The sequence below is a fragment of the Massilia timonae CCUG 45783 genome (genome assembly GCF_000315425.1).
GTDB classification, from domain to species: domain Bacteria; phylum Pseudomonadota; class Gammaproteobacteria; order Burkholderiales; family Burkholderiaceae_D; genus Telluria; species Telluria timonae.
Genome location: NZ_JH992922.1, coordinates 1,788,246 through 1,814,962, shown reverse-complemented (window position 1 = coordinate 1,814,962; position 26,717 = coordinate 1,788,246). Strand labels below are relative to the sequence as shown.

Sequence of the window (26,717 nt, the reverse complement as noted above, 5' to 3'; positions counted from 1 at the left end):
ACATTTTTCCGCGCAGAACACGCCACGATCTTGACACGCAACCGGTCGCGCCCGATAATATTGGTCGTTGCGGTGATATAGCTCAGCTGGTTAGAGCACAGCACTCATAATGCTGGGGTCGGTGGTTCAAGTCCACCTATCACCACCAAGAATTCCAAGCGAATGGCTTGGCTCTCCAACGAGTCAAGCCATTTTTGCTTTGTCAGTTTCGGTGATATAGCTCAGCTGGTTAGAGCACAGCACTCATAATGCTGGGGTCGGTGGTTCAAGTCCACCTATCACCACCAGATACAGAACGGCCCGGTTCTCGCGAACCGGGCCGTTGTTGTTTCCAGCGTCATCGTTCAATGCTTCTTGCCGCCACCCGAGACCTTGTTCTCGGTGGCCCAGGCGCGCCGTTCGGCCTCCTGCTTGCCGACGCCCTTCTTCTCGTAGCCTTCCTTGATGTGCTCGGCCTGGCGCTTTTGCTTGTCGGTGTACGACGATTTATCACCCTGGGGCATGATGTTCTCCTTTTGACACAAGAGAGCACAGCGTACGCCTGTGGCGCGCGTCGATTCGTGCGCCACCCCACGCTCGCGCGCGGTCTACTCAGCCTTATGCCACTCGCCGTCCGGCGCGTGCTCGTCGAGCGCATAGTCGCCGCGCGCCAGGGCTTCGAGCACCGCATACGCCTGTTGCACGTGTCCGGCATCGACCAGCAGGCGCACGCCGCCCAGGGCCGGCGCCAGCAGCAGGTCGGTCTGCATCAGGTGGGCGTCGGCCAGCATGGCGGGGATGCCCGACGCTTCCAGGCAGCCCTGGGCCAGGTTGGCGTCCAGCGGGATCATGTAGCGCGCCACCACGTACAGGTCGCGCTCGGGAATGCGCTCGACCTCGGGGTGGGCGGCCAGCCAGTCGTTCAGTGCGAGCATGTGCATGATGAAGCCTTCAGTTCAGGAGCGCGGGCAGGTGGGACAGCAGGTACAAGGTCACGCCGATCATGCCGCCCACGATGGTGCCGTTGATGCGGATGTACTGCAAGTCCTTGCCGATATTGAGTTCGATCTGGGCCGACATCTCGCGGTCGTCCCACTGCTTGACGGTGTCGGCGATGTGGCGCGTCAGGAAGCCCGCGAACTCGGGCGCCACGCCGCGCGCGGCTGCTTCCAGGTTCTCGTGCAGCGACTGGCGCAAGGCCGGGTCTTCGCTGAGCACCTTGCCGATCCAGGCGCCCATGGCGACGATGCGGCGGCGCAGGCTGGACTCGTCGCTTTCCAGGTCGCGCTTGAGCCAGGCCTTCAGCTCGGCCCACAGCGAGCCCAGATAGGCGTTGAGGGTCTCGTCCTCGAGCAGGTAGCGCTTGACGTCGTCGGCCTTGGCCAGGAAGGCCGGGTCGCCTTTCAGGCGCTCGATAAAGCCGGCCACGTAGTCGTCGAAGCGGTGGCGCAGCGAATGCTCGGGATCGGCCGCGACCTTGTTCAACACGCCGGCGGCCAGGCGCACGGCGATGTCGGCGCCCTTGCGGCCGATGAGGTCCGACGGCAGCATCTTCTCGATGAAGGCGTAATCTTCCTTGAGCCAATCGACGATGCCCTGGGCGATGTAGTCCTGGGTATCCGCGTTGTCCAGCAGCCGCGCCAGTTGCCGGATGCCCTCGTCGAGCAACTCCTGGTGGCGCCGGCCGCGGGTCAGGCTTTCGAGGATCGCGCCGCTCGACTTCGACAGGTCGACGCTTCTCACCATCGTGTGCACGCCGCGGCGGATGAAATTCTGCACCGCCGCGTCCTCGATGAAGTCGAGCATGAAGGTGGCGGCGCGCACCAGGTGGGCGCCCATCAGCTCCGTATTGGCGGGCTTGACCAGCCACTCGGCCACCTTCTGCACCGGATCGTGACGCCGGATCAGCCCGACGATGGAATCGGTGTCGAGGAATTTTTCGCGCACGAACAGGGCCAGGTTGTCGGCGATCTTGTCCTTGTTGCTGGGGATGATGGCGGTATGGCGCGAGACGATCGGGATCGGCACGCGCCGGAACAGGGCCACCACCGCGAACCAGTCGGCCAGCGCGCCGACCATGGCCGCTTCGGAAAAGGCGCGCAGCAGACCGGTCCACCAGGTAGCCGGCAGCAGCAGGCTGATCACGAACAGCACGGCCGCGCCCACGAAGAAGCCCAGGGCGATCAGTTTGGAACGGCGCAGTTCATCCTGTTTTTCCATGCGGCCTGGCTCGGCAGTGACGTTATGCCAATGCTATCGCACTTCCCGCGCGGACGACGCGCCGACGCTGTCTACCTTGCTCGCGGCGTTTTCACGACCTGTACATACTGCTGACATATACTGAAGATCTTCCAACCACATCGAACGCTCCCCCTGCATGCACCATGAATTAAGCCTGATCACCACGATTGCCGCCGCGCTGGGTTTTGGCCTGATATTCGGCATGCTGGCGGTGCGCCTCAAATTGCCGGCGCTGGTGGGCTACCTGGCGGCCGGCGTCTTCATCGGCCCGGCCACGCCGGGCTTCGTGGCGGACATCGGCCTGGCCTCGCAGCTGGCCGAGATCGGGGTCATGCTGCTGATGTTCGGGGTCGGGCTGCACTTCTCGCTGAAGGACTTGCTCGACGTGCGCCGCATCGCCCTGCCCGGCGCGCTGCTGCAGATCGGCGTGGCCACCGCGATGGGCATGGCCCTGTCGTGGTGGTGGGACTGGAGCCTGGGCGCCGGCATCGTGTTCGGCCTGGCGCTGTCGGTGGCGAGCACCGTGGTGCTGCTGCGCGCGCTGGAGGCGCGCGGCGTGCTCGACTCGATGAACGGGCGCATCGCGGTGGGGTGGCTGGTGGTCGAGGACCTCGTCATGGTGCTGGTGCTGGTGATGCTGCCGGCGCTCGCCGGGCCGCTGGGCGGCAAGGGCGATGCCGGGCTCGATCTGTGGCCGGCGCTGGGCATGACCCTGCTGCAGGTGGGCGGCTTCATCGCCTTCATGCTGATCGTCGGGCGCAAGGTCTTCCCGTGGTTTCTGTGGCGCGTGGCCAGGACCGCGTCGCGCGAACTGTTCACCTTGTCGGTGATCGCGGCGGCGGTCGGCATCGCCTATGCGTCCTCGAGCCTGTTCGGCGTGTCGTTCGCGCTGGGCGCCTTCTTTGCCGGCATGGTGCTGCGCGAATCGGAACTGAGCCACCGCGCGGCCGAGGAGTCGCTGCCGCTGCGCGACGCGTTTTCAGTCCTGTTCTTCGTCTCGGTCGGGATGCTGTTCGATCCGATGGTGTTGGTCGACAATCCGCTGCACGTGCTGGGCGTGGTACTGGTGATCGTGGTCGGCAAGTCGCTTGCCGCATTCATCCTGGTGCTGGCGCTGCGCTATCCGCTCAATACCGCGCTGACGGTGTCGGCCAGCCTGGCGCAGATCGGCGAGTTCTCTTTCATTCTCGCTGCGCTGGGCATGCAGCTCGGGCTATTGCCGGAGCTGGGGCAGAACCTGATCCTGGCCGGCGCCATCATCTCGATCGCCTTCAATCCACTGGTGTTCTCGTCGATCGAGCCGGTGCAGCGCTGGCTGGGCAAGCAGGATCACCTGATGCACTTGGCGCGCAAGCTGGAACGGCCGGCCGACCCGCTGGCGGAGCTGCCGATGACGACCTCGCGCGAAAAGCTCAGCAACCAGGTAGTGCTGGTGGGCTTCGGGCGGGTCGGGCGGCGCATCGCCGAAGACCTGACGGCGCGCGGCATTCACTTCGTACTCGCCGAGCAGCACCGCGAACTGGTCGAGACGGCGCGCGAGCGCGGGATTCCGGCGGTGGTGGGCAATGCGGCGGAACCGGCGGTGCTGATCCAGGCGCATATCCACAAGGCGGCGATGCTGGTGATCACGACTCTGGACACCTTCGACGTGCGCAAGATGGTCGAGATTGCGAAGGCGCTCAATCCGTCGATTCGCTGCGTGGTGCGCACGCATAGCGGCAAGGAAGCGGAGTTGTTGCGGGCGGAGACCGGAGGGCGGGTGTTTGTCGCTGAGGAGGAGCTGGCCGGCAGCATGACGCGGCATGTGCTGGAGACGCTGCGGGAGCACAGGTCGGCGGTACATTAGGAACATGCCGGAAATGGAGAAATGCATGCGCCCACTCCTGGCCGGCGCCGCTTCCTATCCTGGATGCACGAAGCGGCGCATTACTGCTGCCATCCCGATTTTCTCACTTATTGAACGATCGGCGGTTCAGCATCACATCCATGACCTCGTGGTCCGGTACAAAGCTCACACGGCGAGTGATGACGTAACGCAATAGCTAAACATCAATGCACCGATATCGTGTCTCCGATAAGTTTATGTGGAGCACATCTCAAATGGCCATCGCATTGACGGAGCAGATCAAGACCGCATTGGCCGAGTATACAGGCGCATCCAGATTGATCAATCTGACGATCGGAGAAGGTCGTGCGTCGCGGTGCGATTTCCTGGTCGAGGCGTTCCACGCTGAAGATGGGTTACAGGAAATGGGCGGTTGCGAGGTGATCGCGCTGTCCACCAGCGCGTTCGTCCAGCCGCAGGCCCTGCTGGGGCAAGCGACCAAGCTCGAACTCAGCCTGGCAGATGGCACACGGTCTCCCTTGTCCGGCGAGATCAGCGCGGCTGCGCAGTTGGGCAGCGATGGCGGCCTGGCACGCTACCGGATAAGGATCTCACCTTGGCTATGGCGCCTGGAACATGTCCGCAACTGCCGCGTGTGGCAGGACAAGCGCGTGATCGACATCGTCGATGCGGTATTTGCCGCATATTTGCCGCTGGCACGCTGGCGTTGGAGCGACGAGACCAATACCTTCATGCTAGGGACTCTTCCTCGCAGCTATTGCTGCCAGTACCGGGAAACGGATCTCGACTTCGTCCGCCGCTTGCTGGTCGAAGAAGGCTTGGGCTGGCGGGTTGAGCAGGACGAAACCGGACATGGCCTGGTGCTGTTTGCCGACAGCACTCGGGCTAGTGCCGTGCCGGAGGATGCGAGCAGCGCATCGGGTAACGGTATCCGCTTTCACGGCGCCAGCCCGGTCGAGCAGGCCGACTCCGTGCAAGCCCTGGTGTCCCGGCGACGCCTGCATGCATCGCTTACCACCTTGCTGAGTCCGGATTACAAATCGAGACGCAGCGCGAGCGCCAACTCTCCATCCTTCGTGCGCAACAATAAACTCCCGGAACTGGAGACGTATGACGTACCGGGTCAGTACGCCTATGCCAATGGCGATCAGGCGCGGCGCTATGCCGACCTGCAGATGCAGGGAATCGAAGCACGCGGCCAGCATTGGCAAGGTCGCTCCACGGTGCGCACGCTGCACGCCGGAACGCGCATGAAAGTCCGCGGCATGCCGCTAAAGCAATCCGGTGGCGGTGCAGCGTTCACTATATTGCGCGTCAGGAGCGTCGGGATCAACAATCTGCCGCCAGCGACGCAGCACGCCCTGGCCGAGCTGTTCGGCCCCGTCCCCGAGCTGCTGGGCGAAGTGTTGCGTGAGGTGTCGGAAGAATTTGGCCTGGCGATCGAACAGGCGCGCCGGACTGGCTATGCCAACTGCTTTGAAGCCATTCCTGTAGAGACGCCCTGGCGTCCGCAACTGGCGGGCAGCGACGGGCGCATCCACGCCAAGCCAACGGCATACGGAACGCAAACAGCGATCGTCGTTGGCGCGGATGGCAGCGATCGTCCCAATGGTGCGGATGAGCTGTATTGCGATCGGCTCGGGCGTGTGCGGATCCGGTTTCACTGGCAGAATCAAGGCAATGCGAGCTGCTGGGTTCGCGTAGCGCAGCGTTCGGCTGGCGACGGGATGGGATGTCAGTTCTTGCCGCGTATCGGGCAAGAGGTTCTCGTTCAGTTTCTTGAGAACGATATCGATCGCCCGATCATTGTTGGAGCGCTATACAACGGGCAAGGCGAAGGCGGGATCGCGCCGACGCCCGGTGGACAGCGCAGCGCGAACAGGTCGCCGTCTCCGTTCGAGCGGGCGCATGACCAGGCACGATCCGGGCAGGGCAACCTCGCTGGCGGCAACAGCCCTGTATGGCATGGCGCGTCTCCCGGCAGCGCCGGTCACCGCAATGACGCGGCGCAATGGGGCATCCGCAGCAAGGAATTCGGTGGCAGCGGCTATAACCAGTTGCTGTTCGATGACACCGATGCGCAGGGCCGGGTGCAGCTCAAGTGCAGTCATGCTGCGAGCGAACTGAATCTTGGGCATCTGATCCACTCTGCCGACAACTATCGCGGCAGTTTCCGTGGGCTCGGGGCGGAGCTTCGTACCGATGCCTATGGCGCGGTGCGGGCAGGTGCGGGGCTGCTGGTGTCGAGCTATCCGCTTGCCCATGGCGCGACCGCGCGCGACCCGGCTGGCGCCAATGATGCCGGCATCGGCTTGCTGGACCAGGTTCTGAAACTGGTCGGCGCCCTGCACGGCGCCACGGCTGTTCATGAAACGGTGGGATTGGCAGCGCATACGGGTGCGGCCAAAGCCAATGCCAGCGTGCTCGATGACGAAGCGCCCCCCATGCGCGCCATGCTCGCAGCACTCTCGGGCAGCGTCGACAAGCACAGTTTCGCCAGCTCCGGATCGGGAACGCTACCGCATATGGCCGATCCGTTGATCGCACTCGTCGCCAAGGACGGGCTTGGCATCAACGCCGGGCAAAGTCTGCAGCTCGCCAATGGGGAGACCTTTTCACTCATTGGTGGCGAAGACGCGCAGTACGTTACCGGCGCCGGGATGCGGGTGCATGCCGGCCAGGCGATCGGCATGCTCGGCGGTGCGGCAAAGCATGATGCCGGCCAGTCCGGCGTGCAATTGATCACGGCGCGGGATGGCATCGACGTCCAGTCACAGTTCGACGGCGTGACGGTGCAGGCACGGGACGACGTCGACGTGGTCAGCGCCAACGCCCATATCGACTGGGCGGCGGCGAAGAGTATCTCCTTGAGCGTCGCCGGCGGCGCCAACATCATGATCGACGGTGGAAACATCGTCGTGCAATGTCCGGGAAAGCTGGTGGTCCATGCGGGCAAGAAGAGCCTTTCCGGGCCGGAGAAAATGGGATATCCGATGCCGGCCCTGCCACGCAGTATCTGCCTCGAATGCCTCAGGAAATCGCTGGCTGCGGGGCCGGCGCTCACCATGGTGGAGTGACATGCTGATCGCACCGTTTGTGGATAGTTGGATGGACGAGTTGTGTGCCCGTATGCGAGACCTCGCAACTGGACAGCGGCTGCATTTGCTGGTCGATGGGGCCTTCATTCCCGGGCTGCATCGGGGCATCCGCCCGGATCGGAAAGTCATGCTGTTCGCCGCGCTGCCGGGGTGCAGCGACGAGGCGCTGGACCTGTCGCCGTTCCTGATGGCATTCGATCCGGAAGATCCATCTGTCCGACGCATACTGCAGCGCTGCAGCGGCTGGCCCATGGTCAGCGTCGTCCAGACGCACGAGGATGTGAGGCAGCTAGGTGCCAGGATGGCGGCATGGACCGTCGTCGAAGCGGATGGGCAGCGGTTTCACTTGCGTTTTGCCGATACACGGCGGATTCCCGCGATCGTCCAGGTGCTGGATCCGGGGCAGCGCGCGCAGCTTCTTGGACCGGCGACGAGTTGGGCTTGTGTCACCCGCAGCGGTGTTTGGCAGGAGATTCGGCTCGACGGCGCCGATGTCGACCTTGCGGCGTCTCCTTCACTGGATGCGCGGCAGTTCGGATTGCTGGTGGAGGACAGTCGTATCGACGAAATGTTGGCGCTGTTCATGCGGCGTCATCCGGGGCCGTTCATGCCGGCATGGCAGGGATATGAAGTGCTGGCGTTGGCGCTGCAGGTGGCGGAAAAAGCGCGATTGAAGGAACCGGCGCTGCTGGACTGGTGCGAATTCCTGTGGCGGGAGGGGCAAATCGAAACGCCATCGACTGCCGCATACAAGTTTGCCAATTGGCAAGCGACGCAAGTCGATCGAGCTTGAAAGGAGCGATGATGCCATGAGTGGTAACAAAGTATTCCTGGTCGTGCTGGTACTCGTTTCGACGGCTGTCTATGTCTTGGCGCGTGAAGAAAAGACTGTTGGCGTGAGTCTGCACGGGGTGAATCATACTGACGAGACGTTCAGCTTCTATGTCAAAGATCCCGAGAATCCGGAAATGATCAGCGGCGGCAGTGGTTTAATCGATCCATATGGTGCCAGCGGAATCACCTGTTGCGCCGTGTTGCCACGCGAATGGCACCCTGGGCTGAAGTTGAAAATTCACACGACACACTATTTGGAAAAGCAGTCTAAAGGCACCATCCCGGAGATAAAGGAAGTTGTCGAGGCTGAAGTTCCCCGATATGTCGACGGCAAGCCGGGAGAGATATGGGTGCTGCGTAAAGCCGATGGCAAGGTAGAAGTGGTCTCGAGCGATTATCAGCCTGATCACCCCAATTGGCCGGGAGCGATCAAAGGGTGGCCGGTGCCATCAATCGAGTATAGGCGAGAGCGATGGGAATTGCATCGAAAGCTAACCGCCCACGAAGTGAAAATTTTCACTGAAGCATTGGATGAGCTGGAAACATCTCCTCTCACTGTCACCAGAGAAGATTGGGAGTCAACCAAGTCACATTCCCCTTATCGGCTGAGCGGGTTTAGTGGTCCTGATGATCCACTCTATATAGCTGAGCGCAAGATGCGCTACACCGAAGCATTGGAGTCAAGCAAACGAGACCTGCAAAATATCATGGAGGCCAAGCCATGAATACTCAGCTGTCGCCGTCCGTCAACGTGAATTTTACCAATGTCTCGCTGAAGGAAAAATTCTTCAGCCAAGAAGAGATCGAAACGATCAAAGCCCACGAAAAGAGAGAGAATGTTAAAAAAGGTCAACCTAAAGATTCCTGTACAACGAACCTGTTTTTCGGATTCTTTTTCGATGGCACTAAGAACAATTATGTACAGGCTGAAACCGCAAGAAATCACTCCAACGTGGCTCGGCTATATGACTGCTATCCTGGATTAAGCGTTCCCGGCGTACTGCCAAAAACGACTGACTGGGTAACGGACGCGAGCCAATATACGAACTTTTTTAAAGTCTATGCTCCCGGCGTCTCTTCTCCGTTCAAGGAAGTCGGCGACAAAGCTGACTGGCTGGACGAGCCCTTCGGCGCGGCCGCCGGTCGCATGGGCGAACGACGAATCCTATGGTCGCTCGTGCAAGCCATCAATAACGTCCATCGCTACTTCCTGAAAGTCCCCCTGGTGCAGCAGCCTGAGATGGACGCCATGTTCCGGGACATCACCCTGAATAAGAGCACGCGCAGGAACATGACAGGCAAGTTGCCGCCGATGACGTCCAGCTTTGGCAAGAAAGGAGTACGGTCCGATCGCATGGCCAGAGCAGTATTCGAGCGTATCCTGGGTCGTCTGCATAAGGCCGTAGCCCAGCACTGGCCGGATTGCCATACCGGACGGCCGGGAAAAATCAGCCCAGCAGTCGTCAAGACGATCTACATCTCGATCTTCGGATTTTCACGCGGTGCGACGCAAGCGCGCGCCTTCACCAACTGGCTGCAGTCCTTGTGCGAGCTCGACGCCCAACTTCGTGGAAAATCTGGCGGCATGTCGCTTGGTGGATTCCCTGTCCAGTTCGATTTCCTGGGTCTGTTCGATACCGTCGCGGCGATTGGAGTGGGAAATACCCTGGGTGGCTCAACCGGCCACGGTGCGTGGGCGGACAGTGAGGACAGCCTACGTGTTCCAGCAAGTATCCCATGCCTTCATCTGGTCGCAGCCCATGAAATCAGACGCAGCTTTCCGGTCGATTCGATCTCGGTAGGCGGAGCGCTTTCGTCACGTCATGAGGAGATCGTGCTGCCGGGAGCACACTCCGACATTGGCTGCGGCTATTGTCCAACCGAACAGGGCCGGGGTACCGATCCGAACGGTGACGACATGCTGTCGAGGATTCCACTCTTGATGATGTACAGGACCGCAAGATTAAGCGGCGTACCGCTGAAGCTCGAACTCGCCGGCACATCGGCGAAATCGCGATTCGCGCTGACCAGGAAAGCTATCGCAGATTTCAACGCGTATATCGCCACATGCCAGGTCAAGACGGGGCCGCTCCACTTGATCATGCGTGAGCAGGTGCGGAAATGCATCGAATGGCGCATCTGGCGCCGCGTCAGCGGCGCACATCCGCTGCAGTCCAGCGAGAGCTTTTCCAGGGCGTCCAATTTCGACAAGAACGATTTGTACAGCGCCGCCCTCGAATTCGAGGAGGAGATCCAAAAATTCACTGAATGGAGACGCGAGAAAGGCGCTCACACGCTATTCAGGGCACAGCATCGAGGATTCAACAACGACCATGAATCGGAATGGCTCGAAATCGCCACGTGGTGGAAAGGGGAACTGTCAGTAGACCCCTGCGTCGTGACATTCTTCGACAACTACGTTCACGATTCGCGGGCCTGGTTCAAGCTGAGACCGGGCAATCCCGACAATGAAGTCAAGGCTCACAAGGAATTGCAGGGCTGGCAGCGACGACGTGAGTTGGATGAGGCGAATGTCAAACAGCCCACGCTTGCTGGCAAATCCGATTACAAGGTCGCCTCGGACCGATTGAGCCCTGAACAGCGGCGAGCGGTAGATGAATACAGAAAAACCAAGGCCATTCCGCGCATGTCCAACACTGGACGCGAGCCTTGGGAGTCACCCATCGCCTGGCTTGCCGGGAGCCTGTCAGAATTTCTGTGTGGAACGGGGTCATGAAATAATCCCGAAAGGACTGTTCCATGACCGAAGTGATGACCACCAAGAAGCCCAAAAAACAGAAAGCAGCGTACCCGTTTCCCGTTGAGCTGATCGACCAGTTGCTGGCCCAGGTTGAGAACAAGGACGCCGAGTCGATCCTTGGCGAATCGGGCCTCGCCGGGCAGCTCAAAAAAATGCTGGCCGAGCGTATGTTGTCGGCCGAGTTGAACCACCACCTGGCCAACGAGGAAGACGGCAGCAGAAACCACCGCAACGGTAGCAGCCCGAAGAAGGTCTTGACGCCAGGCGGGGAACTCCACCTGGACATTCCGCGCGATCGTCTGTCGAGCTTTGAGCCCAAGCTGGTGGCCAAACATCAGCGCCGGATGTCGGGCTTCGACGATCACGTTATCAGCATGTACGCTCGTGGTATGAGCGTGCGCGAGATTCAGGCGCATTTGCTGGAGTTGTACGGCACCGAGGTGTCGCCAGACCTGATTTCGACCATCACCGACGAGGTGCTCGACGAGGTCGCACAGTGGCAACAACGGCCGCTTGAAGCGATGTATCCAATCGTCTATTTCGACGCGTTGCGCCTGAAGATCCGGGACGAAGGTACAGTCAAGAACAAGGCTGTGTATTTGGCTCTGGGCATTCGTGCCGACGGCCGCAAGGAAGTGCTGGGTCTGTGGATCGAGCAGACCGAAGGCGCCAAGTTCTGGCTGAAGGTTTTCAACGAGCTCAAGAATCGTGGGCTGGACGATATCCTGATCGCTGTCGTCGATGGCCTGCGCGGCTTCCCGGAGGCCATCGAGGCCGTTTATCCGCAAGCGCAGATCCAGACGTGCATCGTGCACCTGATCCGCAATTCGACGACGCTTGCGGCCTGGAAGGACCGGAAGGAACTGGCAGCGGCGCTCAAGCCGATCTACCACGCTGCCAACGCCGAGCTGGCCGAAGCGGCGCTGGATGCCTTTGCAGAAGGCCCATGGGGCACCAAGTTTCCGACCGTGGCCGCGATGTGGCGGCGCCAGTGGCAGCAGGTGATTCCGTTCTTTGCCTACCCACCTGAAGTGCGCACGATCATCTACACGACCAACGCTATTGAAAGCCTGCATATGCGTCTGCGGAAGATCGTCAAGAACCGTGGTCACTTCCCCAGCGACGAAGCCGCGACCAAGTTATTGTTCCTGGCCTTGCGCAATATCGAGAAAGATTGGAAGATGCCACAGCGTACCTGGAAGCAGGCTGCCAACCAGTTCGCCATCATGTTCGGCGAGCGCTTCACGAACGCGATTATCTAACTACGAATTCTGGCCCCGCACACAGAATTTCTGACAGGTCCCTTGCCGGCGCTGGCTATCTGCGCTTCAGGAAGATCTATGGCGGGAACGATTCAGTCTTGCTGTCCGCTGTCGACGCGCCTGCATCCGAGCACCATCCCGACTATGCCGCACGAGCATGATCCGCCCACCACATTCTCCACCATCCCTGTAAACAAAAACCCGTCCGGCTTGCGCGGGACGGGTTTCATGAAACCGAACTTGCTGATCAAGCGGCGACTTCTTCCTCACACAAAGTCAGCTTGGCTGTCCGATGCCCATGCAACTGCGGCATCAAGAGTTCACTCCGCTCTTCCAGCAGCGCAAACACCTCATCCTTCGACAGCACGTACTGCTCCAGCAACGTATCCTTGAGCGACTCCATCACCAGCTTGTAATCGCGGATCGAGTCGAGGGTGTAGCTGTACAGCGCATCCGCCTTTTCTTCCACCAGGCGCACGGTGTGCTCGCCGCTGGCTTCCTGCCCCAGCTGGCTGTAATCGATCTTCGAGCGCGAATACATCGACAGGCGGCTCACCATCAGGTTCAGCATCTTGGTGATCTTCTCGATGTCGTTCTGGCTGCCGACCGAAATGCCGCGCGCGCCATAGAACATCTCTTCGGCCGCCACGCCGCCATACAGGCCGACCACGTCACGCTCCAGCTCTTCCAGCGTGCGCAGCGACATGTCTTCGCCCGACTGCAGCACGTAACCCAGCGCGCCGATCTTCGACACCGCCTCGGTGCTGATCTTGAGCAGGTGCGACTTTTCCTTCACTTCGGCCAGGCTGAGGCCGGCACGCAGGTAGGGATCGATCTGCATGAAGAAGTGCCCCAGCTCGTGCAGGGCGATGCGCTCGCGCTGCTTGTGCTTCTCGGCCGTCGTCGCGCGGTCGGTCAGGCCGATGGTGGCGCGCTCGTAGGCACGGAACATCAGGTTGGTGTTGATGATGGTCTTTTCCTGGATCGACAGCATGCTGGCGCGCTCGACCACGGTTTCCAGCAGCGCCGGGCTCAGGTTCTGGGTGATCTCGGCCACCTGGTCCAGGTTCAGGTCTTCCCAATCGACCAGGCCGTCCTTTTTACGCGCCAGGAAGCTGCGCAGCAGTTCGCGGCGCTCGGCCTTGTTCGGCAGGCGGAAGTTGATCTTCACCGAGAAGCGGCGCAGCATCGCTTCGTCCATCTCGGTCGTGTTGTCGTCGAAGTTCGAGGCGACGATCCAGATCACACCTTGGCCCTTGTCGCTCTTCACGCCGTCCAGCAGGCCCAGCATGGTGTTGGCGGTATCGTCTTCCCATTTCTTTTCGCTGCGGCCGCGCGGCATGAACAGGCTTTGCGCTTCATCCAGGAAGATGATGCACTTGCCCTTGGCGCAAGCCTTGCGATACAAGGCGTTCAGGGCCTTCGAGCCGCCGCCGACGTAGCCCGACTCCAGCGCCGAACCCGAGGCCGAGATCATCGGCATGTCGAGGCGCTTGGCCAGGTAGCCGACCAGCTTGGTCTTGCCGGTGCCGGCGGGCCCGGTCAGCATCACGTTGAACGGCTTGTCGATATTGTGCGACTGGTAGACCTCGCGGTTGCGGATCATGTCTTCCAGGTGCAGCACTTCCTGCTTGATGTCGTCCATGCCGATCAGGTCGTCCAGGCTGCCTTTCAGCTTGTCCGGGGTGATCATCGACGCGCTCGTGCCCATGCCCGGGATGCCGAATTTCATCACGTACAGGATCATCAGCACCAGGATGATCGGGAATGCATTGCGCTTGAGGAAGTCGCCGGCCTGGTCGAGCATGCTCACGCCCTCGTCCATCACCGCCTTGTGGCTGGCCAGGAAATCATCCTTGGCGATCGAATACGGGATGGCGTTCTTGAGCAGCACTTCGCGCTCGAGCGACAGGTGGGAGGTGCTCGGCACCTTCACCACGTGCAGGTTCGCCGCATCCTTGAATTTGTAGATGTAGCGCGGCGCCTCCGACAGCGGGTTGGCGATCAGGAGGTAATCCAGGCGCGCCTTCTGATCGGCCAGCGAGGTGATCTCGGCGATGTTCTGCGAGTGGATCACCGGGCTCGGATCTTGCGGCACATCGGACTTGAAGATCGCCAGCGCCACCAGCATGCCCAGCAGGATGGCGGACAGGATACGGACGTAGACGTTCTTGAAGGCAATCTGAAGTCGGGCGAAGTTGGGCATCTGGTTACTCGTCGAAAGGTGCGTCGTGCAAAAAGTGGGACTGCTGGTGCCGTGTCGCAAAGGCGGCGAGCGCGGCGTCGGCCTGGGCCGAGGGTTTCAGACGTGTTGGTTGGGACGTTGCTGTGATGCCCGAAGGCAAGGGGATAAGGAGACTATACCTTCAAAAAAAACCGCGGTGAATACCCTGCGAACAAAAAAATGCGGAATTTGATGATGATGAAAAAGCTGCTAACGTTTTTGATTATCCGAGTGACAGCAATCATGATGAATATGCCAATCAAACAGCGATTTCTTGCGAAATTCGCATTATCAAACCACCCAATCCAGGCATTATATTGACACCTGAGTTACTGCTGAGCGCAGCTTATTTACCACAGTCAACTTTTGCATTGAGTGAACGCAACATGTTCGCATCTTTCAGCAAAAACATGACTTCTTTCTACAACTCATCGGCTCAATTGCGCGCAGTGAGGCCAGCGGATTTGCTATCCTGATTTGGCAAGATGGCGACCGCGGATGAAGTTTCAACCCATCCAAAGCTTGGTGGCATTTAGCTTGTAAAGAGGAATGGCTATGAAAAGATATGCTTTGACGGCGGCGCTTGCGGTCTTCCTCGGCAATGTAGCCCAAGCCGCCGTTATCGATCTTGTTCCTGGCAATGGCATTCAAGCCATTCCAGCGCCACAACCGGTGCACGACCTGGCAGTCACGGGCCATACGCACATTGTCACCCCACCGTCGCACCTGCCCGAACTGCCCGAGCCGGAGGTGTTCGCGATGATGCTGGTCGGTCTGATCCTGATCGGCTACCGCGCCGGCCGCGACAGCAGCGACAAGTTCAAGTAGGCGGCCAGCAGCGCCGCCGGCGCCGCGCCACTGCCGGTCAGCACCCGGCCGGATGGCTGCACAAGCCGTGCAGCTTGGTGATCGTGCGCCAGTTGCGCGAGGTCGTGCCGTCGCCCAGCCCCTTGCCGAGGGCCGCCGCGGCGGCGCTGTCGAGCACGCCTTCCGGGCACCAGACATAGGCGGCGCGGCGACCGATCGCCAGCGCCTCGGGCTGCCAGTCCTGGCCGCACAGGCAGGCCGCCATCTCGCGCTGCGGCTCGCCGGTCAGCAGGAAGGCGAACAGGCGCGCATGGTCGTCGGCCAGGTCCAGCAGCGGATTGTCGTCGATGATGTCGGCCAGCTCCTGGCGCTCGAGCACGAACACGCGCGCCGCGACGCCAAGGCGCAGCACCATCGCTTCCTCGATCGCCTCCGCCGCCTGGCTGGACGCCACGTCGGCGTCGAAGATCACATTGCCGCTATTGAGCAGGCTGCGCACGCCGGTATAGCCGAGGCTTTCGACCAGCTTGCGCAGGTCGGCCATGGCAATCCGTTTGGCGCGGCCGACATTTACGCCGCGCAACAAGGCAATGTAACGTTGGCTGGTCATGGGGCATGGTAACGTGACCCCGGCATTCGGTGCGCGCGTCTTGACGCATATCGCGGCCGGGACAGAGAAACAATTGCCAATGCTTACAGATATTCATCCGCGCCGGTGATAACATCGGCGCAGAATTGAATGGAGGGAATATGAGCGATGACCACACGATGGTCCCCGTGACCCAGGTAACGCCGGGCATGGTGCTCTCGGACGAGCTGCTGGACAATCAAGGCCTGGTACTGCTGGCCAAGGGCGCCGTCCTGGGCGAGGCGACCATCGCCTCGCTGCAGCGTCACCATATCGAGGCGGTGCCGGTGGCGCGCGTCGAGGCGCACCGCGCGCCGGACGAGGGGGCGGTCGTTGCCCGGCTCGACCACCTGTTTCGCAAGCACGATCTCGAGGGCGACGACGACTGGGCCGGCAAGCTGCTGCGCCGTTACGTCGAGGATTACCGCCTGGAACGGCAGGTGGCGCCATGACGGCCACCCCGGCAATCACCTCTGAACAGCTGGTCCAGGGCCTGGAAGACCTGCCCTCGCTGCCTGCCGTCGTGATGGAACTGCTCGGCAGCATCGACCAGGAGGATGTCGACATCTCGGTGCTGGCCAGGAAAGTGTCGGCCGACCAGGCGCTGACGGCGAAGACGCTGCGCCTGGCCAACTCGTCGGCCTTCGGCTTGCAGGTCAAGGCCACCACGATCCAGCAAGCCATGACGTATCTGGGCTTCCAGGCCACGCGCAACCTGATCATGGCGGCGGCGATGACCGGATGTTTCCCGAGCGGACGCTGCCCCAGCTTCGACGACAAGGCCTTCTGGCGCCTGTCGATCGCCACCGCCGCCTGCGCGCGGGTGCTGGCGCGCCATATGCGCTTCAACCAGGACGTGGCGTTCACGGCCGGCCTGCTGCACGGCATCGGGCGGCTGGTGCTGGTGACGCGCTATCCCGAGCAGTACGACGCCGTCCTGCGCGAACGCAAGCGCCGCGATGGCGACCTGCTCGACACCGAACGGGCCATGCTGGGGGTCGACCATTTGCTGGCCGGCGCGGCGCTGGCCGAGCACTGGCAGTTCTCGGGCACGATGCAGCAGGCGATCGCCTTTTATCATGCGCCCGAGACGCCGGGGGCCGGCTTCCTGGCCACCATCGTCCATGTGGCCCATGCGGTGGCCCATGCGCTCGACCTGGCCGGCGACGCGGACGAGCTGGTGCCCGCCGTGTCCAGCGTGGCCTGGACGGCGCTCGGTCTGCCTGAGGAAACGTGGCTGCACGTGTTCCGCGAGACGGAACTGCAGTTCGAGGAAATGACAGCCATCCTGATGGCCTAGGCCGCAGGACGGTGCACGATGAATCAATAGGAGCTAGTGCGGCGCCGCTGCTGCAAGATCAGCGTGGCGGCGCCGCAGCCCGCCAATACCGAAGGCATGACAGATGCGGCTGTCATGCCCACGGCATCAGTGCGCATAATTGCCGGAGGTCTTGTTCGACGCTTCGTTGGTTTGCGCGCCCTGGCCTTGTGCCGGCTGGGCCTGTTGCTGGGCGGCAGCGGCCGCGGCTTGTGCAGCTTTCTCTTCTGGCTTCGGGCGGCCCTGGGCGTCCGACAGGCGGTATTTGGTGCGGCGGTCGCCCATCAGGTCGCGCAGGTCGCGGATGCTCATGCCGGTCACTTCGTGCATGCGGATCAGCAGCGAGGCGCCGACCGGCAGGCGGTGGTGGCGGATCTTGCTGATGACCGGCGGCGCCACTTCCAGCATGCGCGACAGGGCGGCGTCGTTTTTCAGCTGCATCTTACCGAGCAGGATGTCCAACAAGTGGTTCGGGTTGTAACTTTCCTGCGAAGATAGAGCGTGATGTTGTTGTGCCATGATAATTACCTCACGAGTTTGGTTAAAATAGTTCCCTTACGAACTTTTGTTAAAGACTACCTTTCGTCAACATAAGTTCCCGGAACTTGTTCAGGGATTAAACAGCGCTAATCTGAACATTCCCTTAAGAATTCCGGCCCACAGTGCTCCATGTTTCTTTCCACATACGCACTTGTCTTTCAAACAAATTATCTGTCGCGTACGCCAGTGCGATGACGAACCCGCGCATGTGACTCCTTGTCGGAAATCAAGCTATCGTGTGGAAAGCTTGTCACGTTTGCATTTCAGCACATGGGGCTCAATTGTGGCGCACGCAAGAGATTTCTTGGATAAATTTTGTAAATCGGAATCCACTCAGAAGTTGTTGATTTACATAGGGAAACACTTCATGACAGCAAAGCTATGTATCACGAATAATAAAGTATGTTCGCTAGCAGACATTTAACAATCTGAGCATAAATACAATTACTTTAGGTAAAGAAATTAACCATTCCGCGCAGCATTAAAACAGCCACACCGGTGGCCGACGGGGTCCATGCCGAATTACGGTAAACTGGCTCCCGTCCACGCCTTGTCGATGCCGCGCTCGCCCCCAACTAGCAATTCCATGCAAAAAAAAGTATTTATCAAAACCTTCGGCTGCCAGATGAACGAGTACGACTCGGACAAGATGCTCGACGTCCTTGGCGCCTCCGATGGACTGGTGCGCACCGACACGCCGGAAGACGCGGATGTGATCCTGTTTAATACCTGCTCGATCCGCGAAAAATCGCAAGAAAAAGTGTTCTCCGACTTGGGCCGTATCAAGGAACTCAAGCGCAAGAATCCCGAGCTGGTCATCGGCGTGGGCGGTTGCGTCGCGTCGCAAGAAGGCGACGCCATCGTCAAGCGCGCCCCCTATGTCGATGTGGTGTTCGGCCCGCAGACCTTGCACCGCCTGCCCCAGCTGATCCAGGACCGGCGCCAGTCGGGCAAGTCCCAGGTCGACATCAGCTTCCCCGAGATCGAGAAGTTCGACTTCTTGCCACCAGCCAAGGTCGAAGGTCCGGTCGCTTATGTCTCGATCATGGAAGGCTGCAGCAAGTATTGCAGCTACTGCGTCGTGCCTTACACCCGCGGCGAGGAAGTCTCGCGCCGCTTCGAGGACGTGCTGACCGAAGTCGCCGGCCTCGCGGCCCAGGGTGTGAAGGAAATCATGCTGCTGGGCCAGAACGTGAACGCCTTCCGCGGCGCCATGGAAAGTGGCGACACCGCCGACTTCGCCCTGCTGCTGGAATACATCGCCGAGATTCCCGGCATCGAGCGCCTGCGCTTCGTCACCAGCCACCCGAAGGAATTCAGCCAGCGCCTGATCGACGCCTATGCCAGGATCCCGCAACTGGTGAGCCACCTGTACCTGCCGGTGCAGCATGGCTCCGACCGCGTGCTCAATGCCATGAAGCGCGGCTATACCGGCCTCGAATACAAGTCGATCATCCGCCGCCTGCGCGCGGTGCGCCCGAACATGACGTTCTCGTCCGACTTCATCGTCGGTTTCCCGGGCGAGACCGAGGCCGACTTCGAGGCCATGATGAAGCTGGTCGAAGACGTGAATTTCGACAATAGCTTCAGCTTTATCTTCAGCAAGCGTCCCGGCACGCCGGCCGCCAACCTCGAAGACGACACCCCGCACGAGGTCAAGCTGGCGCGCCTGCAGCGCCTGCAAGCCCTGATCGACCTGAATACCCGCAAGCACAGCGCCGCCATGGTCGGCACCGTGCAGCGGGTGCTGGTCGAAGGCGTCGCCAAGAAGGACGCCACCCAATTGCAGGGCCGCGCCGAGAACAACCGCGTGGTTCTGTTCCCGCTGGACTCGACGAATGCCTCGCTGATCGGCCAGTTGGCCGACGTGCGCATCGTCGCCAGCCACGATTACTATTTGCGCGGCGAACTCGTCGCCAACCTCGATACGATAGCCAAAGCCAGTTGAAAACACAGCCAACCCTGCCCTCGTACTTCACTCCCGATCCGCTCGACAATACGCGGCTCGCCCACCTGTGCGGCCCGCTCGACGAGAACCTGCGCCAGATCTCGGCCGCGCTCGACGTCACGATCTTCCGCCGCGGCGAGAAATTCATCGTCAGCGGCGCCAATGCCGAGCGCGCCGTCGAATTGCTGGAACGCTTCTATTCGGTCGCCAACAAGGTCGTGCCGATCGAAGAGGTGCAACTGGCCCTGGTCGAGCAGCGCGCCGGCCTGAAGCCGCGCGCCACCGATCCCGATGCCGCCCCGGCCGCCAGGGCCGACGCCCCTGAAGAAACCGACGTCGACGCCGAAGCGGCGCCGGAAAGCCTCGAAAGCCCGCTCCTCAAGACCCGCCGCAGCGACCTGCGCGGCCGTACGCCGCACCAGATCCAGTACCTGAACGCGGTGCTGAACCACGACATCAGTTTCGGCATCGGTCCGGCCGGCACCGGCAAGACCTACCTGGCCGTGGCCTGCGCCGTCGACGCCCTCGAGCGCGACGCCGTCAAGCGCATCATCCTGACCCGTCCCGCCGTCGAGGCCGGCGAGCGCCTGGGCTTCCTGCCGGGCGACCTGGCGCAGAAGGTCGACCCTTACCTGCGCCCCCTGTACGATGCGCTGTACGACCTGCTGGGCTTCGACCGCACCCAGAAACTGTTCGAGAAGCAGGTGATCGAGATCGCGCCGCTGGCCTATATGCGCGGGCGCACCCTGAACCACGCCTTCGTGATCCTGGACGAAGCCCAGAACACGACCGTCGAGCAGATGAAGATGTTCCTGACCCGGATCGGCTTCGGCAGCAAGGCCGTCGTCACCGGCGACGTGACGCAGGTCGACCTGCACAAGACCCAGCGCAGCGGCCTGGTGGACGCCATGCACGTGCTGAAGGACGTGCGCGGCATCGCCTTCACCCAGTTCTCGAGCGCCGACGTGGTGCGCCACCCGCTGGTGGCGCGTATCATCGATGCATACGATAAAGATACTTCGGTCCAGGAACTGGCCGCCCTCCCCAAACCGACCCCGGTGAAAAATGCAAGAAAAAAAACATCCACTTGAACTGGAAGTCCAGTTCGCCGATACCCGCCTCGAAGGCGAGATCACCGAAGCCAAGCTGCAGCGCTGGGTCGAGGCGGCCCTGCTCGGCCCGGCCGAGCTGACCATCCGCTTCGTCGATGCCGAGGAGGGGCAGGCGCTGAACAAGGCCTATCGCGGCAAGGACTACGCCACCAACGTCCTCACCTTCGCCTACAACGAAGAAGAGGAGCTGGGCGAGGACGACCCGACCCAGGCCGACATCGTGCTGTGCACCGACGTGCTGCAACGCGAGGCCGAGGAGCAAAAGAAAACGGTCGAGGAACACGCGGCCCACCTGGTCGTGCACGGCGTGCTGCACGCCCAGGGCTGGGACCACGAAAACGACGATGACGCCGAAGAAATGGAGCAGTTCGAGCGCGACATCATGGAGGTGCTGGGCTTCCCGGATCCCTACGCTGATTGAGGCAAGCCGTCGGGTGCGCACTCGTGTAAATACTGGGCGCACCCCTATTTGGTGTATCCTACACCCCATTGCAACAACGGCTTCCCGCCAACTATGCCCGAGTATCCCAGTGACGTCCGACCGGACGCCAAACCCCACAGGTCACTGCTGGAGCGGCTGACCGCCTTCATCTCCCCCGAGCCCGAAAATCGCGCAGAGCTCCTCGAAGTGCTGCACGATGCCCACGAACGCAACCTCCTCGACGCCGATGCGCTGTCGATGATCGAGGGCGTGTTCCAGGTGTCCGACCTGTCGGCGCGCGACATCATGGTTCCCCGTTCCCAGATGGACGTGATCGACATCACGAAACCGATCGAGGAATGGATGCCTTACGTGCTCGAAACCGCCCACTCGCGCTTCCCCGCCATCGAAGGCGAGCGCGACAAGGTGGTCGGCATCCTGCTGGCCAAGGATTTGCTGCGTTATTACGCTGAAGAATCTTTCGACGTGCGCACCAAATTGCGCCCGGCAGTCTTCATTCCCGAATCGAAGCGCCTGAACGTGCTGCTGCGCGATTTCCGCGCCAACCACAACCACATGGCGATCGTGGTCGACGAGTATTCCGGTGTGGCCGGCCTGATCACGATCGAGGATGTGCTCGAGCAGATCGTCGGCGACATCGAGGACGAATACGACTTCGACGAAGAAGAAGACAACATCATCTCGATCCGCGAAGGCCAGCACGGCCCGCGCTGGCGCATCAAGGCGCTGACCGAGATCGAGCAATTCAACGAGGAGCTCGGCACCGAGCTGCCGGACGACGAGGTCGACACCATCGGCGGCCTGATCGCCAGCCACCTGGGCCACATGCCGCACAAGGGCGAAGTGGTCGACCTGCACGGCCTGCGCTTCGAGGTGCTGCGCGCCGACGCACGCCAGATCCACGTCCTGCTGGTCGAACGGTTGCCATCGCTGGAAGACGAACGCGACTGATGCTGCGCCGCCGGACCCAGCCTTTGACCGCGGCGGAACTGGCCGAACGCGCGGCGCTGCGCGGCAGCAAGCCTTCGCTTCTGCTGCTGCTCACCGCCGCGCTGGCCGGCGGTTCATCCATCCTCTCGTTCCAGCCCTTCGGCTGGTGGCCGCTGCAATTCCTGTCGCTGGCCTGGCTGTTCTACCAGGTCGGCATGGGCAATTCGGTCAAGCGCGCAACCCTGATCGGCTGGGCCTTCGGCTTCGGCTGGTCGGTCGCCGGCATGCACTGGCTGTCCGTCCTCATGACCCGCTTCGCCCACCTGCCGGTGCTGCTGGCGGTGGTGGCGATCGTCCTGCTCGGCCTGTACATGGGCCTGTTCGCCGCCTTCACCGCCGGCGTGGCGAGCTGGCTGCGCAAGCGCTGGTCGCTGCCGGTGGCCGCCTTCCTGCTGCTGGTGCTGCCGACCTTGTGGGGCGTGTCCGAATGGCTGCGCGGCTGGGTGTTCACGGGTTTCCCCTGGGCCTCGTCGGGCTATGCCCATGACCTGGCGCCGCTGGCCGGCTTCGCGCCGCTGATCGGCGTGTACGGCCTCGGCATCCTGGTCGGCGTCGGCGCCGGCTGCATCGCGATGCTGACCCAGCGCGCGCGCTGGCCGGCGATCGGCCTGCTGGCCGGCCTGCTGCTGGCGGGCGCCGGCCTGCGCACGGTCGAATGGACGCAGGAGACCGGCCAGCCGATCAGCGTGCGCCTGCTGCAAGGCAATATCCCGCAAGACAGGAAGTTCGATATGGAATTCCTGACCAGCATCGTGACGCGCTACCAGGCGATGATCACGGCGGCCCCGGCCGACCTGATCGCGACGCCGGAAACCGCCCTGCCCGTCTTTCCGCACAATCTGCCGGACGGCTACCTGGACGGCCTGCAGCGCTATGCCACGAGCACCGGCAGCACGCTGGCGATCGGCATGCCCTTGTTCGACGGCCCCGAAAAATACGGCAACAGCCTGATCGCGATGAGCCCCGAGCCACGGCCCTATCGCTACGACAAGGCGCACCTGGTGCCGTTCGGCGAATTCATCCCGCCGGGCTTCCGCTGGTTCACCGACATCCTGAACATCCCGCTGAGCGACGCCACCCGCGGCGCCGCGCTGCAGGCCCCGTTCCAGGTCAAGGACCAGTGGGTGCTGCCGAATATCTGCTACGAAGACGTGTTCGGCGAAGAGATCGCCTACCAGCTGCGCAATGCGCAGCACCCGGCGACCTTGCTGCTGAACGTGTCGAACCTGTCGTGGTACGGCCAGTCGGTGGCCATCCCGCAGCACCTGCAGATCTCGCGCATGCGCACCCTGGAAACGGGCCGTCCGATGCTGCGCTCGACCAACGACGGCGCCACCGCCGTGATCGACCACCGCGGCAACATCACGCAAGTGCTGCCCTTCTATACCGACGGCGTCCTGAGCGCGACCGTGCGCGGCGCGAGCGGCATGACGCCGTTCATCCGCCTCGGCAATGCGGCCTTCCTGACGCTGGGCGGCTTGATGCTGCTCGGCGCGTGGTTCGCGGGCCGCCGCTACCGTCTTAAATCGAATAGCTGAGTTGAAATCGCCCCCCAGAGGGGCGCAAAAATTCAGTAGAATTAGTCATTTGGCAAACATACCGTGTTCGCGGCCCACCAGCCCCGTCCCATTCGAGATGCTCACATTCCAACAAATCATCCTTACCCTGCAGTCCTACTGGGACAAGCAGGGCTGCGCACTGCTCCAGCCCTACGACATGGAAGTCGGCGCGGGCACCTTCCACACCGGCACCTTCCTGCGTGCGATCGGACCGGAGCCGTGGCGCGCCGCCTATGTGCAGCCGTCGCGCCGCCCGAAGGATGGCCGCTATGGCGAGAATCCAAACCGCCTGCAGCATTACTACCAGTACCAGGTGGCGCTGAAGCCGGCGCCCGAGAACATCCTCGATCTGTACCTCGGTTCGCTCGAGGCGCTGGGCCTGGACCTGAAGAAGAATGACGTGCGCTTCGTCGAGGACGACTGGGAAAGCCCGACCCTGGGCGCCTGGGGCCTCGGCTGGGAAGTCTGGCTGAACGGCATGGAAGTCACCCAGTTCACCTATTTCCAGCAAGTCGGCGGCCTCGATTGCAAGCCGGTGCTGGGCGAGATCACCTATGGCATCGAGCGCCTGGCCATGTACCTGCAGGGCGTCGAGAACGTCTATGACCTGGTGTGGACCGAGTGGGAAGAAAACGGCGTTAAAAAGAAGCTCTCCTACGGCGACGTCTTCCACCAGAACGAGGTCGAACAATCGACCTACAACTTCGAGCATTCGAACACCGAGATCCTGTTCCAGGCTTTCAATAACCACGAATCCGAAGCCAAGCGCCTGGTCGAGCTGCAACTGACCCTGCCGGCCTACGAGCAGATCATGAAGGCCTCGCACAGCTTCAACCTGCTGGACGCGCGCGGCGCGATCTCGGTGACCGAGCGCGCCGCCTACATCGGCCGCGTGCGCACCCTGTCGCGCCTGGTGGCGCAAGCCTATTACGATTCGCGCGAAAAATTGGGCTTCCCCATGGCGCCCAAGGCCGAACAAGCAGCTTGAAAAGAACAGAACAGACCATGAACCAAACACTCCTCGTCGAACTGCAGACCGAAGAACTGCCGCCGAAGGCGCTCGTCAAGCTGGGCGCAGCCTTTGCGACCGGCATCGCCAATGGCCTGAAGGCGCGCGACTTCCTGGAAGCCGACAGCACCATTACCACCCACGCCACCCCGCGCCGCCTGGCCGTGTCCATCACCAATGTGCGCGGCACCTCGCCCGACAAATCGATCCGCGAGAAGGTGCTGCCTGTCTCCGTGGCCCTCGACAAGGAAGGCAATCCAAGCGCGCCCCTTGGCAAGAAGCTGGCCGCGCTGGGCTTCCCCGATCTGACCGTCGACCAGCTCGAACGCGCCCAGGACGGCAAGGCCGAGAGCTTCTTCTACACCTATACCGCCGCCGGCAGTGCCCTCGCGGGCGCCGTGCAGGACGTGCTGGCCGAGACGGTGGCCAAGCTGCCGATCCCGAAGGTCATGAGCTACCAGCGCCCGAGCGGCGACACCGTGCAGTTCGTGCGCCCGGTACACCTCTTGATCGCGCTGCATGGCGAGCAGGTGCTGCCGATCTCCCTGCTGGGCCTCGCCGCCGGCCGCACCACGATGGGCCACCGCTTCCTGTCGCACGGCGGCCCGATCGCGATCGACCATGCCGACAACTACGCCCGAGTGCTGGAAGCCGAAGGCAAGGTGCTCTCGTCGGCCGAAGCACGCAAGGAAAGCATCCGCGCCCAGTTGCTCGACAAAGCCGGCGCCGACCAGGTCCTGATGCCCGAGTCGCTGCTGGACGAAGTGGCGGCCCTGGTCGAATGGCCGGTGGTCTATGAATGCCGCTTCGAGGAAGAATTCCTGGCCGTGCCGCAGGAATGCCTGATCCTCACCATGCAGACCAACCAGAAATACTTCGCGCTGACCGACGCCGAAGGCAAGCTGCGTTCGCGCTTCCTGATCGTGTCGAACATCGCGACCGACGACCCGACCGCCATCGTCGGCGGCAACGAGCGCGTGGTGCGCCCGCGCCTGTCGGACGCCAAGTTCTTCTTCGAGCAGGATAAAAAGAAGACCCTCGAGTCGCGCCTGCCGCAACTGGCCAGCGTGGTCTACCACAACAAGCTGGGCACGCAGGCCGAGCGCAGCGAGCGCGTCACCAAGCTGGCGACCTATATCGCCACCCGCCTGGGCTTCGACGCGGCGCTGGCCGAGCGCGGCGCGCGCCTGTCCAAGGCCGACCTGCTCACCGACATGGTCGGCGAGTTCCCCGAGCTGCAGGGCATCATGGGCACGTACTACGCGCGCCACGATGGCGAGCATGACGACGTCGCGCGCGCGGCGTCCGAACACTACCAGCCGCGTTTCGCCGGCGACCTTCTTCCCGCGACCAATACCGGCCTCGCGGTCGCCCTGGCCGACAAGCTGGAAACCCTGGTCGGCATCTGGGCCATCGGCCTGCAGCCGACCGGAGAAAAGGATCCGTTCGCGCTACGCCGCCATGCGCTGGGCATCATGCGCATGCTGGTCGAGAAGCGCCTGCCGCTGTCGATCGCCGACATGCTGGCCGACGCGATGACCACCTTCGCCGACGAGCCGGCGCGCTTCGAATCGCTGCGCGATCCGCGCACCGAGGTGACCGCGTTCATGCTCGACCGCCTGCGCGGCATGCTGCGCGAGCGCGGCTTCTCGCCGAACGAGGTCGAGGCGGTGCTGGCCCAGGACCCGGACCGCGTCGACGACGTGGTGCAGCGCCTGGAAGCGGTGCAGGCCTTCGCGGCGCTGCCCGAGGCGGCCTCGCTGGCCGCCGCCAACAAGCGCATCACCAACATCCTCAAGAAGAACGAGGAAGCGATGCCGAAGGACGCCGCGGTCGACCCTGCCCTGCTGCAGGACCAGGCCGAGAAGGACCTGGCGGCCGCCGTCGCCCGCGTGCAGCCCGACGTCGACGCGGCCTTCGCCGCGGGCGATTTTGCCGGCACGCTCAAGACCCTGGCCCAGCTGCGCGACCAGGTCGACGCCTTCTTCAACGACGTGATGGTGATGGCCGACGACGTCAAGCTGCGCAACAACCGCCTGGCCCTGCTGGCGTCGCTGCACGGAATGATGAACCGCGTGGCCGACATCTCGAAGCTGGCGGCATAAGATGGGCAAGGAGC

The 26,717-nt window shown here is 62.1% G+C and carries 22 protein-coding genes and 2 tRNA genes; 18 read left to right on the top strand and 6 right to left on the bottom strand.

Annotation, left to right across the window (positions count from 1 at the left end; translation table 11 throughout):
• The first annotated feature begins 71 nt into the window (after positions 1-71).
• Both HMPREF9710_RS07735 and HMPREF9710_RS07730 read left to right on the top strand, forming a co-directional pair.
• Positions 72-148: transfer RNA gene (locus HMPREF9710_RS07735), tRNA-Met, on the top strand.
• A gap of 62 nt (positions 149-210) precedes the next feature.
• Positions 211-287 (top strand) — tRNA-Met (locus tag HMPREF9710_RS07730).
• Between the two features lie 57 nt (positions 288-344).
• Here HMPREF9710_RS07730 and HMPREF9710_RS28215 read toward each other — a convergent pair.
• The 3 genes from HMPREF9710_RS28215 to HMPREF9710_RS07715 all read right to left on the bottom strand — a co-directional run bounded on the left by HMPREF9710_RS28215 (position 345) and on the right by HMPREF9710_RS07715 (position 2,199).
• On the bottom strand, positions 345-503 hold the full coding sequence (locus tag HMPREF9710_RS28215; protein WP_005665369.1) for a hypothetical protein: 159 nt from the start codon (positions 501-503) through the stop codon (positions 345-347).
• A gap of 84 nt (positions 504-587) precedes the next feature.
• Complete coding sequence (locus HMPREF9710_RS26480; RefSeq protein WP_005665367.1) at positions 588-920, bottom strand: putative signal transducing protein; 333 nt, start codon at positions 918-920, stop codon at positions 588-590.
• A 10-nt stretch (positions 921-930) separates the two neighbouring features.
• A complete protein-coding gene (locus HMPREF9710_RS07715) occupies positions 931-2,199 on the bottom strand; it encodes a DUF445 domain-containing protein (RefSeq protein WP_005665365.1) in 1,269 nt (422 codons plus the stop codon).
• Positions 2,200-2,356: 157 nt separating this feature from the next.
• On the opposite strand from HMPREF9710_RS07715, the gene HMPREF9710_RS07710 reads away from it, so the two are divergent.
• From HMPREF9710_RS07710 to HMPREF9710_RS07685, 6 genes are all read left to right on the top strand, one after another.
• The gene (locus HMPREF9710_RS07710) at positions 2,357-4,066 is read left to right on the top strand and encodes a cation:proton antiporter domain-containing protein (RefSeq protein WP_005665364.1); all 1,710 of its coding nucleotides are present in this window, start codon (positions 2,357-2,359) and stop codon (positions 4,064-4,066) included.
• A gap of 254 nt (positions 4,067-4,320) precedes the next feature.
• The gene (locus HMPREF9710_RS07705) at positions 4,321-7,143 is read left to right on the top strand and encodes a type VI secretion system Vgr family protein (protein ID WP_005665362.1); all 2,823 of its coding nucleotides are present in this window, start codon (positions 4,321-4,323) and stop codon (positions 7,141-7,143) included.
• 1 nt (position 7,144) lies between these two features.
• A complete protein-coding gene (locus tag HMPREF9710_RS07700; RefSeq protein WP_005665360.1) occupies positions 7,145-7,957 on the top strand; it encodes a DUF4123 domain-containing protein in 813 nt (270 codons plus the stop codon).
• A 16-nt stretch (positions 7,958-7,973) separates the two neighbouring features.
• The gene (locus HMPREF9710_RS27005; protein ID WP_005665358.1) at positions 7,974-8,723 is read left to right on the top strand and encodes a DUF3304 domain-containing protein; all 750 of its coding nucleotides are present in this window, start codon (positions 7,974-7,976) and stop codon (positions 8,721-8,723) included.
• Positions 8,720-10,735, top strand: coding sequence for a T6SS phospholipase effector Tle1-like catalytic domain-containing protein (locus HMPREF9710_RS26475; RefSeq protein ID WP_005665357.1), 2,016 nt, complete (start codon positions 8,720-8,722; stop codon positions 10,733-10,735). Before HMPREF9710_RS27005 ends, HMPREF9710_RS26475 begins: the two co-directional genes overlap by 4 nt.
• Before the next feature lie 35 nt (positions 10,736-10,770).
• Entirely contained in the window at positions 10,771-12,021 is a 1,251-nt protein-coding gene (locus HMPREF9710_RS07685; protein ID WP_157225528.1) for an IS256 family transposase, read from the top strand.
• Positions 12,022-12,268: 247 nt separating this feature from the next.
• Here the strand turns inward: HMPREF9710_RS07685 and HMPREF9710_RS07680 are convergent, their stop codons facing one another.
• A complete protein-coding gene (locus tag HMPREF9710_RS07680) occupies positions 12,269-14,227 on the bottom strand; it encodes an AAA family ATPase (RefSeq protein ID WP_005665353.1) in 1,959 nt (652 codons plus the stop codon).
• Between the two features lie 573 nt (positions 14,228-14,800).
• Between HMPREF9710_RS07680 and HMPREF9710_RS07675 the strand changes: the two genes are divergently transcribed.
• Positions 14,801-15,073 (top strand): hypothetical protein, encoded by a 273-nt coding sequence (locus HMPREF9710_RS07675; RefSeq protein WP_005665352.1) that lies wholly within the window; start codon positions 14,801-14,803, stop codon positions 15,071-15,073.
• 37 nt (positions 15,074-15,110) lie between these two features.
• Here HMPREF9710_RS07675 and HMPREF9710_RS07670 read toward each other — a convergent pair whose 3' ends face one another.
• Entirely contained in the window at positions 15,111-15,662 is a 552-nt protein-coding gene (locus HMPREF9710_RS07670; RefSeq protein ID WP_005665351.1) for a DUF1697 domain-containing protein, read from the bottom strand.
• 140 nt (positions 15,663-15,802) lie between these two features.
• Between HMPREF9710_RS07670 and HMPREF9710_RS07665 the strand changes: the two genes are divergently transcribed.
• Positions 15,803-16,132 carry a hypothetical protein gene (locus HMPREF9710_RS07665; protein WP_005665349.1) on the top strand — a complete coding sequence of 110 codons (330 nt, stop codon included), beginning with the start codon at positions 15,803-15,805 and terminating at the stop codon, positions 16,130-16,132.
• The gene (locus tag HMPREF9710_RS07660; RefSeq protein ID WP_005665348.1) at positions 16,129-16,980 is read left to right on the top strand and encodes an HDOD domain-containing protein; all 852 of its coding nucleotides are present in this window, start codon (positions 16,129-16,131) and stop codon (positions 16,978-16,980) included. Before HMPREF9710_RS07665 ends, HMPREF9710_RS07660 begins: the two co-directional genes overlap by 4 nt.
• A 126-nt stretch (positions 16,981-17,106) precedes the next feature.
• Here HMPREF9710_RS07660 and HMPREF9710_RS07655 read toward each other — a convergent pair whose 3' ends face one another.
• A complete protein-coding gene (locus tag HMPREF9710_RS07655; RefSeq protein WP_005665347.1) occupies positions 17,107-17,517 on the bottom strand; it encodes a hypothetical protein in 411 nt (136 codons plus the stop codon).
• A gap of 607 nt (positions 17,518-18,124) precedes the next feature.
• Here HMPREF9710_RS07655 and miaB point away from each other — a divergent pair.
• From miaB to glyS, 7 genes are all read left to right on the top strand, one after another.
• Positions 18,125-19,486, top strand: coding sequence for a tRNA (N6-isopentenyl adenosine(37)-C2)-methylthiotransferase MiaB (gene miaB / locus HMPREF9710_RS07650; RefSeq protein WP_040775203.1), 1,362 nt, complete (start codon positions 18,125-18,127; stop codon positions 19,484-19,486).
• On the top strand, positions 19,483-20,577 hold the full coding sequence (locus HMPREF9710_RS07645; RefSeq protein ID WP_005665344.1) for a PhoH family protein: 1,095 nt from the start codon (positions 19,483-19,485) through the stop codon (positions 20,575-20,577). The genes miaB and HMPREF9710_RS07645 overlap by 4 nt, the downstream gene beginning before the upstream one ends.
• On the top strand, positions 20,552-21,019 hold the full coding sequence (gene ybeY / locus HMPREF9710_RS07640) for an rRNA maturation RNase YbeY (RefSeq protein WP_005665343.1): 468 nt from the start codon (positions 20,552-20,554) through the stop codon (positions 21,017-21,019). The genes HMPREF9710_RS07645 and ybeY overlap by 26 nt, the downstream gene beginning before the upstream one ends.
• 93 nt (positions 21,020-21,112) lie before the next feature.
• The gene (locus HMPREF9710_RS07635; protein WP_005665342.1) at positions 21,113-21,991 is read left to right on the top strand and encodes a CorC family transporter; all 879 of its coding nucleotides are present in this window, start codon (positions 21,113-21,115) and stop codon (positions 21,989-21,991) included.
• The gene (gene lnt, locus HMPREF9710_RS07630; RefSeq protein WP_005665341.1) at positions 21,991-23,568 is read left to right on the top strand and encodes an apolipoprotein N-acyltransferase; all 1,578 of its coding nucleotides are present in this window, start codon (positions 21,991-21,993) and stop codon (positions 23,566-23,568) included. Before HMPREF9710_RS07635 ends, lnt begins: the two co-directional genes overlap by 1 nt.
• Positions 23,569-23,665: 97 nt before the next feature.
• Positions 23,666-24,577 carry a glycine--tRNA ligase subunit alpha gene (gene glyQ / locus HMPREF9710_RS07625; RefSeq protein WP_005665340.1) on the top strand — a complete coding sequence of 304 codons (912 nt, stop codon included), beginning with the start codon at positions 23,666-23,668 and terminating at the stop codon, positions 24,575-24,577.
• A 17-nt stretch (positions 24,578-24,594) separates the two neighbouring features.
• Positions 24,595-26,703, top strand: coding sequence for a glycine--tRNA ligase subunit beta (gene glyS / locus HMPREF9710_RS07620; RefSeq protein ID WP_005665339.1), 2,109 nt, complete (start codon positions 24,595-24,597; stop codon positions 26,701-26,703).
• The last annotated feature ends 14 nt before the right edge of the window (positions 26,704-26,717 follow it).

Excerpts from the sequence above, each read along its gene's own strand:
- ybeY (WP_005665343.1), top strand. The coding sequence starts at position 20,552 with ATGCAAGAAAAAAAACATCCACTTGAACTGGAAGTCCAGTTCGCCGAT.
- HMPREF9710_RS27005 (WP_005665358.1), top strand. The coding sequence starts at position 7,974 with ATGAGTGGTAACAAAGTATTCCTGGTCGTGCTGGTACTCGTTTCGACG.
- HMPREF9710_RS07675 (WP_005665352.1), top strand. The coding sequence starts at position 14,801 with ATGAAAAGATATGCTTTGACGGCGGCGCTTGCGGTCTTCCTCGGCAAT.
- HMPREF9710_RS07700 (WP_005665360.1), top strand. The coding sequence starts at position 7,145 with ATGCTGATCGCACCGTTTGTGGATAGTTGGATGGACGAGTTGTGTGCC.
- HMPREF9710_RS07680 (WP_005665353.1), bottom strand. The coding sequence starts at position 14,227 with ATGCCCAACTTCGCCCGACTTCAGATTGCCTTCAAGAACGTCTACGTC.
- HMPREF9710_RS26475 (WP_005665357.1), top strand. The coding sequence starts at position 8,720 with ATGAATACTCAGCTGTCGCCGTCCGTCAACGTGAATTTTACCAATGTC.
- HMPREF9710_RS26480 (WP_005665367.1), bottom strand. The coding sequence starts at position 920 with ATGCACATGCTCGCACTGAACGACTGGCTGGCCGCCCACCCCGAGGTC.
- HMPREF9710_RS07660 (WP_005665348.1), top strand. The coding sequence starts at position 16,129 with ATGACGGCCACCCCGGCAATCACCTCTGAACAGCTGGTCCAGGGCCTG.
- HMPREF9710_RS07685 (WP_157225528.1), top strand. The coding sequence starts at position 10,771 with ATGACCACCAAGAAGCCCAAAAAACAGAAAGCAGCGTACCCGTTTCCC.
- HMPREF9710_RS07635 (WP_005665342.1), top strand. The coding sequence starts at position 21,113 with ATGCCCGAGTATCCCAGTGACGTCCGACCGGACGCCAAACCCCACAGG.
- HMPREF9710_RS07670 (WP_005665351.1), bottom strand. The coding sequence starts at position 15,662 with ATGACCAGCCAACGTTACATTGCCTTGTTGCGCGGCGTAAATGTCGGC.
- lnt (WP_005665341.1), top strand. The coding sequence starts at position 21,991 with ATGCTGCGCCGCCGGACCCAGCCTTTGACCGCGGCGGAACTGGCCGAA.
- HMPREF9710_RS07655 (WP_005665347.1), bottom strand. The coding sequence starts at position 17,517 with ATGGCACAACAACATCACGCTCTATCTTCGCAGGAAAGTTACAACCCG.
- HMPREF9710_RS07705 (WP_005665362.1), top strand. The coding sequence starts at position 4,321 with ATGGCCATCGCATTGACGGAGCAGATCAAGACCGCATTGGCCGAGTAT.
- HMPREF9710_RS07665 (WP_005665349.1), top strand. The coding sequence starts at position 15,803 with ATGAGCGATGACCACACGATGGTCCCCGTGACCCAGGTAACGCCGGGC.
- HMPREF9710_RS07710 (WP_005665364.1), top strand. The coding sequence starts at position 2,357 with ATGCACCATGAATTAAGCCTGATCACCACGATTGCCGCCGCGCTGGGT.
- glyQ (WP_005665340.1), top strand. The coding sequence starts at position 23,666 with ATGCTCACATTCCAACAAATCATCCTTACCCTGCAGTCCTACTGGGAC.
- HMPREF9710_RS07715 (WP_005665365.1), bottom strand. The coding sequence starts at position 2,199 with ATGGAAAAACAGGATGAACTGCGCCGTTCCAAACTGATCGCCCTGGGC.
- miaB (WP_040775203.1), top strand. The coding sequence starts at position 18,125 with ATGCAAAAAAAAGTATTTATCAAAACCTTCGGCTGCCAGATGAACGAG.
- glyS (WP_005665339.1), top strand. The coding sequence starts at position 24,595 with ATGAACCAAACACTCCTCGTCGAACTGCAGACCGAAGAACTGCCGCCG.
- HMPREF9710_RS28215 (WP_005665369.1), bottom strand. The coding sequence starts at position 503 with ATGCCCCAGGGTGATAAATCGTCGTACACCGACAAGCAAAAGCGCCAG.